The 6,895-nt window shown below is 42.6% G+C and carries 6 protein-coding genes; 3 read left to right on the top strand and 3 right to left on the bottom strand.

Annotated features, from left to right (window positions below; all coding sequences use genetic code 11):
* Positions 1 to 52 precede the first annotated feature (52 nt).
* On the bottom strand, positions 53 to 1,894 hold the full coding sequence (gene mrdA / locus V7L05_RS13740; protein ID WP_335164682.1) for a penicillin-binding protein 2: 1,842 nt from the start codon (positions 1,892 to 1,894) through the stop codon (positions 53 to 55).
* A 293-nt stretch (positions 1,895 to 2,187) separates the two neighbouring features.
* Between mrdA and V7L05_RS13745 the strand changes: the two genes are divergently transcribed.
* Positions 2,188 to 3,315, top strand: coding sequence for an ABC transporter ATP-binding protein (locus V7L05_RS13745; protein WP_335164683.1), 1,128 nt, complete (start codon positions 2,188 to 2,190; stop codon positions 3,313 to 3,315).
* Positions 3,316 to 3,475: 160 nt separating this feature from the next.
* Positions 3,476 to 3,922 (top strand): hypothetical protein, encoded by a 447-nt coding sequence (locus V7L05_RS13750; RefSeq protein ID WP_335164684.1) that lies wholly within the window; start codon positions 3,476 to 3,478, stop codon positions 3,920 to 3,922.
* 313 nt (positions 3,923 to 4,235) lie between these two features.
* On the opposite strand, the gene V7L05_RS13755 is transcribed toward V7L05_RS13750, so the two are convergent.
* Complete coding sequence (locus V7L05_RS13755) at positions 4,236 to 5,009, bottom strand: MlaE family ABC transporter permease (RefSeq protein WP_335164685.1); 774 nt, start codon at positions 5,007 to 5,009, stop codon at positions 4,236 to 4,238.
* Between the two features lie 461 nt (positions 5,010 to 5,470).
* Between V7L05_RS13755 and V7L05_RS13760 the strand changes: the two genes are divergently transcribed.
* Positions 5,471 to 5,767 carry a hypothetical protein gene (locus V7L05_RS13760; RefSeq protein ID WP_335164686.1) on the top strand — a complete coding sequence of 99 codons (297 nt, stop codon included), beginning with the start codon at positions 5,471 to 5,473 and terminating at the stop codon, positions 5,765 to 5,767.
* Positions 5,768 to 5,885: 118 nt separating this feature from the next.
* Here the strand turns inward: V7L05_RS13760 and V7L05_RS13765 are convergent, their stop codons facing one another.
* The gene (locus tag V7L05_RS13765; RefSeq protein ID WP_335164687.1) at positions 5,886 to 6,062 is read right to left on the bottom strand and encodes a hypothetical protein; all 177 of its coding nucleotides are present in this window, start codon (positions 6,060 to 6,062) and stop codon (positions 5,886 to 5,888) included.
* Between the last annotated feature and the right edge of the window lie 833 nt (positions 6,063 to 6,895).

A 6,895-nucleotide genomic window follows, 5' to 3' on the forward strand; every position in this document is an offset into this window, starting at 1 on the left:
GGCAAGACAAAATAATTCCAAATTCAAAATGTATTTTTAATCCTTCCTTCTCCTAGTCTCCAGTCACATGTCCTGAATTGGGGGTTTTAGCTTCTGATGGTTCAGGCTGAGGTTTTTTATACTTACCTGGATATTTATGTTGAAAATAAGCTTCCAACACCTGTAAAACCATCGGCCCACAAATAGTACCACCATGCTCGCCAGTATTTTCCCCAAAGGCCACAACCACAATTTCCGGCTTATTACTGGGGGCATAAGCACCAAACCAAGTATGATTTGGGCGACCACCACCAGCTTCAGCAGTGCCACTCTTTCCAGATGCTGGGGCAATTGTCGGCACGTTCAAGCTCTTACCTGTACCCTCACTCACCACCTTCCGCAGTCCCTCACGGAGAACTTTGATAGTTTCCGGCTTCATATTTAACGATGAGCGCCAACTTTTTGCTTCTTCGTTGTCTTTGAGTAAATGCGGCTGAACTCGATATCCGCCATTAGCAGGGACAGAAAACATAATCGCCGATTGCAGGGGTGTGACTTGCAAAGCGCCTTGACCAATTGACATATTAATAGTGTCGCCGACAGTCCAAGGCGTTTTCAAAACTTTCAGCTTCCATGTTTCATCTGGAACCAAGCCTTTTGATTCTTCGTTGGGAAATTCAATGCCAGTTTTTTGACCAAATCCGTATTTGCGACTCCATTCGATTAAAGTTGGGCCACCAACTTTTCTGCCAACTTGATAGAAGAATGTATCACTACTCATAGCGATCGCTCTGGGAAATCCTAATGGCCCGAATCCGGCGTGGTTCCACTCACCAAAAGTCACTCCCCCAACAGTCAGGGAGCCAAAGGTCTGTAATACTGAGTCTGGAGAGAATTTACCTGATTCCAGTCCAGCTGTTGTAGTGACGATTTTGAAAGTACTGGCGGGTGGAAAGGCACTCAAGGCACGATTGATCAAGGGATGCTCTTTACCTTGCACGCTTTCCCAATCTTTCTGGGAGAGTTTTTGTTTGGAGAAGATATTTGGGTCAAAGGTGGGGTAAGATACCATTGCTAAAACAGCACCATTCTTTGGATCAATTGCCGCGATCGCGCCTCGGTGATTTCCCAAAGCTTTTTCTGCTGCCTGTTGCACATCTAAATCTATGGTCAGGTGTAAATCGTTACCAGCTTTTGCCTGTTTCTCTCCCAAAACCCGGATTGGTCTACCCGCACCATCTACTTCCACCTGCTGACCGCCCCATTCGCCCCGCAGAGTTTTCTCATAAGCCTTTTCCACCCCCATCTGACCGATTACATCTCCCAGTCGGTAGCCTGACTGCTTCTTGTCCTTTAACTGGTCGGCGGTCAACTCCCGCGTATAACCTAGTACATGCGCCAATTCCTTGCCGTGGGGATAATAACGCACAGAATCTGTATTAATTTCCACTTCCGGGAGTTCATTTTTATACTCCTTTAATGCCGTGATTTCTGCTTCATTTAGATCACGAGCAACTCGGATGAGTGAAGAAGAATTCGCACCTGCTTGTTCTAATTTCTTTTCCATCTCATCTTGCGGAATGTTGAGAATTTGCGCTAGACGCGGGCCGACTACAGACCAGGAAGGCTTAGTATGTGCCATCGGCCACAAATATACAGAGCTAGGATAGCGAGTACTGGCTAAAAGCTTGCCATTCCGATCAAAAATATTGCCCCGTTCCGGTTGTTTGAGAATCATCCGAATTCGGTTCGCCTCGGCTCTTTGGCGGAGTTTTGGCCCTTCAACAATTTGCAAATATGCCAAACGAGCCTCAATACCAACGGTCATTAATAGGGTAAATACGATTAAAAATATTGATTGAAAACCACGCCCAACTGTACGTGTATCTTTTTTGCTGCCAAGTGATGGGAACATAAACAATTCAAAATTCAAAATTTAAAATGAATAAACGCAATCCTAGCTAGCCTTTTAGCAATTGCTTAGATGTAATTTTAATGCATATTAGCTTGATCAAAGAATGTCTCATAAGTGTATACTTTTATGGTGGGGGAATACTCAGTAATGAGTATGAAAGAATCGAGCGAGTATATTCTTAAACAATTGTTTTTGGCGGATACAATAAACCAAAGTGTCAATTGATCTAGTCTGCTCAATAGACTAGATCAATTGACAAAATCACGTAAGATCAGGGCATTCTACTGAGGATTATGGCTCAACTTGTCATGCAGAATCAGAGGGGGATAACAACTTTTCAGCCACTTGATGTTGAACTGCGTAACGTCTTCAAGTTTTTTAACCAAGAACCAGCAGTACATGGAATCGATTTGGATGTCAGACAAGGAGAATTTTTTAGTATTTTAGGCCCCTCCGGTTGTGGTAAAACAACAACACTGCGCTTAATTGCTGGGTTTGAAATCGCTGACGCTGGCAAGGTGTTGATTCAGGGTCAGTCTATGACTAATGTGCCGCCTTACCGCCGACCCGTCAATACTGTATTTCAAAGTTACGCTTTATTTAACCACCTGAATGTCTGGGATAACATCGCCTTTGGACTGAGGTTAAAAAAAATACCCAAATCGGAAATTGAAGCTAGAGTCCAAGAAGCTTTAAAACTCGTGAAAATGGAGAGTTTGCGATCGCGCTTTCCCAATCAACTTTCTGGTGGTCAACAGCAACGTGTCGCCTTAGCAAGGGCTTTAGTCAACCGTCCCACCGTGGTACTACTGGATGAACCTTTAGGGGCGTTAGATTTAAAACTGCGTAAAGAGATGCAGGTTGAGTTATCAAATTTACACAAAGGCTTGGGAGTGACCTTTGTGATGGTGACACACGACCAAGAAGAAGCATTGTGTTTGAGCGATCGCATTGCCGTGATGAACCAAGGCAAAATTGAACAAGTTGGCACTCCCAGCCAAATTTACGAACGCCCCCAGACAGCTTTTGTTGCTGATTTTATTGGCGATACTAATTTATTCAGTGGTGAAATTGTCGCGGTAGACTCCTCGAATGTGCAAATTTCGACAAAAACGGGACTCTCAATTGTCATTAGCCGCGCTGAAGATACACCAACTGAATTATCACAAGCGGTGGTAGTGAGTGTGCGCCCAGAAAAAATACAGCTTTCGCTTTATCCACCCAATTTGCCAGCTAACTGTTTTGAAGGACGGCTTGTGAATGTTATGTATTTGGGCACACACGTTAATTATGTTGTGGAATTAACAAATGGCATTAGCATCAATGTGTTGCAACCTAATACTTTTGGCGGTTTACCAGACCGCGACACACCCATCTACGCTTGGTGGACAGAAAATGATTGTTTAGCTATTAGTCAATAGTTATATAGCAGAATTCAGAATTCAGGAGTCAGAATTCAGAAGTAAAACAGGCTTTATACCTAGATTTGAGACGAATCGTTGTGTACAACACCCAACTTGAAATCTGCTGTATATTCAGTAATGGAATAATACCTTGACCCTGTACTAGGAATATCAACCCATGTCAATTTTGAAAAGAGTTCCTTGGGTGTCCCTGGCGCTAGTGCTGCTTAGTTACAGTACTTTGGGCTGGGTAATATCTGAAACACATGCTCGTCAGTTTGTATGGCTGGCAACTGTGATTGCTATCTTGTTGTTAATAGTAACGGTGACTGCTCCTTGGCCGAAGATGACTTATTACTACAGTATTTTGCTTAAATCAAATATCAGGTCTTTCGGCGTTGCCGTCTTAGCAGCTTTCTTGTTTTTTATCATGATTGCCTGGTTTCAGATATTTCTTGATACCTTACTCATTATTTCCGCGACTATATTAGTTAGGATAGACTTTCAAAGAGCGGGTCTTAGGGAAGGGCTAGCCTTTTCAACTGCGTCTATCTTTTCATTGGGAGGTTTAGCTTTGGGTGCGCTAATCTACAAGTTAATATATTCCCAAATTCCGCTAACGTGATCAAGTGGGCTGCGCCAAAACTTCAGAATTGATATTCCTTACCGAAAGATTGCCGACTTTTTTAAGAAGTCGGAAATCTTGTTCTCCAACAAACTTCGGCGGGTTTAAGTCCCCGGCTACAAGAGAAGCCGCAAGTATGTTAGGCGAGGTCTAAATCCCCCGAAGTAATGCGAGTCGAAAACCTTCCCCACAACAGCACTCAACTCTTAGAGACGCTGTTCGCGTCCGTTACAAAACTTAATTACGTTCGCGTAGCGTGCCGGAGGCTCTATTACAAATTACGAATTACGAATTATTTAATACTTACTTGGGTTCAAAATACAGCCTGTTCAAACAGCAGTAGAGAGAGGAAAAAATCCATGATAAAAATTGACACCCAACTAGTAACAACTGCTTTGGTTGCAGATTCTCCTACTTCCTTTGCTCCCCCCTTAGTAGTTAACCCCCAACTACAGCCAATCACAGCAACCAGCACTCCAAAAATAAACCCTTTTAGCAAGATAATAAATAAATCTGAGGGTTGTAAAAAATCTCTCACTGATTCTAAAAATGTTTCGGGAATAATTTGGTAAAAGTGTGATGCGGCAAAAACTCCGCCGAAGATGCCCGTAACTAAAGCCAAAATCGTCATCAAAGGCACCATCAAACAACAAGCAATGACTCTCGGAAGTACTAGATAATCAATTGGATCAGTTTTGAGCATATAAAGTGCATCAATTTGCTCTGTCACCCGCATTGCACCTATTTCTGCGGCAAAAGCAGAACCGACTTGTCCTGCCATAATACTAGCGGTCAAAATTGGAGCCAATTCTCTACAAAAAGCTAAGGCAAAAGCACCTCCTACAGCATTGACAGCCCCAAATCGGACTAATTCCCTCGCCGTCTGAATAGTAAAAATCATTCCTGCAAAACCACTGACAAGGAGAACTGGAGAGATAGAAACTGGCCCAGCAGTCACCAGATGTTGCAGAATCTTGCGGTAGTACGTTTTTCCTTGGAGTAAATGTAGCCACACTTGACCGAAAAGCAGTACTGCTGCAAAACAGCGTATAATCTCAGATTGCTCAGAATTTGTTTTTAATCGCAATTTTATCGTCCTTAAGACTGACTTTTTTGCACATATGTGATATCAATTCTCCAAAATAAGACTACAGATACAAATGGTGAAAACCCAGCCAGGTGTAATCTAAGTTTCTCAATTATATAGACGCACTTTGTGCGGCTTCCCGCAGGATATTACGAATTGGTATTAGGGTATGGTACATGAACAGACGCACTAGATGTTTAGATGTTTACCTTCAAAGTTGAGGAGCTGTTTGGGCATGGTTCAACTTAAGTTTAGTAAACTTTAGCGAAAAATAGCACTTATGGTATTGTGAGCTTTTTGCTACTGCTCTCATATTTTATGTGCTTGGGAGTTGCGATCGCTGGTCTGTCAAACTAGGAAAAGTAATTGACTCAACTCAAAGGGTTTAAAAATTTCATCATATTTCCAAATAATGTAATGTTAAACAATTTTTTATGAAGAGGATTAAATGCTTAATACTTATGTTGCTATTGATACTAGTGTTCTCAGTGGTAGATCCGGCTTTTGCATCTGTATGCCGCAATTACGCTGACTACGACGGGCTACGCCACCAGATTTGCATTCTCAGCATCAACCGAAGTGCTAAAAATTATTGGGAATATAGGGCAGCCGTTAGTGGGGATGGAGTAAAAAGACCCGTCGAGGTTTACAATTGCCGTGAACGAGTCAAAGTTCAACACGATGGAACTGTGTTGGCCTTTCAGCAAAAAGACCCTGGTGAGATGATATGCAGTTTTTTTAATTCTTCTGGGCGGTAAACACGCGCCAGATAATAAAGACCGTAAAACCTAGATAGGCGAATACTGTTAGCCATTCTTGCCAGCTACTAAATGCATTATTCATCAGCAAAAGCCGGAAAATCAATATTTGTAAATCTTACCGAAAAATTGGGTTTAAAGCCCCGTCGTAGAACGACGGCTTTGTATTTGGCAATCGCTTAATATAATCACGCAGAATTTCAGCCGGAGTAATCTGCTTAGATTCGGCATTTGCTTTAAGCTTTGTCCACTCTTCATCTGAAAACCTAAGATTGTATACTTTTGGTCTATTCATTTGTAGCCTCTATGCGCTACACTACTTCTAGCAGGAAAGGTAATCAACCTGGCTAAAAACCTTGTTGCCTAGCGGGTTTTCTGTTCCTTGACAATTAAATCTATGCGGTTCTACTGCATTGTTCTAGTTTTCTCCTAGCAGTAGGTAAAAGATTTATAGGAACTAGACGACTCAGAATTTTGAGACTATTTGTTTCAAACTAAACAGGACTTGCACGGCAGTTGCAACAAGAGTGGCTCGCCGCCCAACGCACTGCCTCAGCAATGCAATTAGGGTAGGGCATACCCAAAGTTAACGCTTGGGGAGAATCCCACCTCTGGTCTAGATGACGCAAGGACTCTAGTTTAAGTGGTCTCGTTGAACCAAGAATCCCCGTCGATTTATCGCGGGGAGTGTCAAACGCTGATGCTGTCAGTGCCTTGCTGTATTTTGGGAGATAAAGCAAAGTTACTCAAAAATTCTTCGCTAATTTTCCGGAATCGATCGCAACGGGGCGGTAGTACATATCAGAGCATCGATATTATACTGAACCTCTATAACTAACCTTCGGGGAATATAGCCCCATTGTTTCTCCTCAAAAGCCCGGTCTTCATGACCGGTTTTTTGATGTTTAGGGGCTGACAGATAAAAAAATACTCTACTTCTTGTGGGGTGGGCATCTTGCCATAGGTGTCAAGTTAAGCTCAAACTGACTATGTCAATAAGCATTTATGCTGAAAAATTCGGTTTGAAAGGGACGTGCGATTCGTTGATTAGTGAATCACGGTAATCAGCCCGTAAATAACTAATCCAGCCCGACAGCAGATTACTGTCATAAAAAGGCTGAACTCTCG

This window comes from Nostoc sp., from assembly GCF_036917755.1.
In the GTDB taxonomy this organism is placed as follows: Bacteria; Cyanobacteriota; Cyanobacteriia; order Cyanobacteriales; family Nostocaceae; genus Nostoc.

Bases quoted from the DNA above. Each gene is read 5' to 3' on its own strand.
- V7L05_RS13750 (WP_335164684.1), top strand. From the start codon at position 3,476: ATGTCAATTTTGAAAAGAGTTCCTTGGGTGTCCCTGGCGCTAGTGCTG.
- V7L05_RS13760 (WP_335164686.1), top strand. From the start codon at position 5,471: ATGTTGCTATTGATACTAGTGTTCTCAGTGGTAGATCCGGCTTTTGCA.
- V7L05_RS13765 (WP_335164687.1), bottom strand. From the start codon at position 6,062: ATGAATAGACCAAAAGTATACAATCTTAGGTTTTCAGATGAAGAGTGG.
- V7L05_RS13745 (WP_335164683.1), top strand. From the start codon at position 2,188: ATGGCTCAACTTGTCATGCAGAATCAGAGGGGGATAACAACTTTTCAG.
- mrdA (WP_335164682.1), bottom strand. From the start codon at position 1,894: ATGTTCCCATCACTTGGCAGCAAAAAAGATACACGTACAGTTGGGCGT.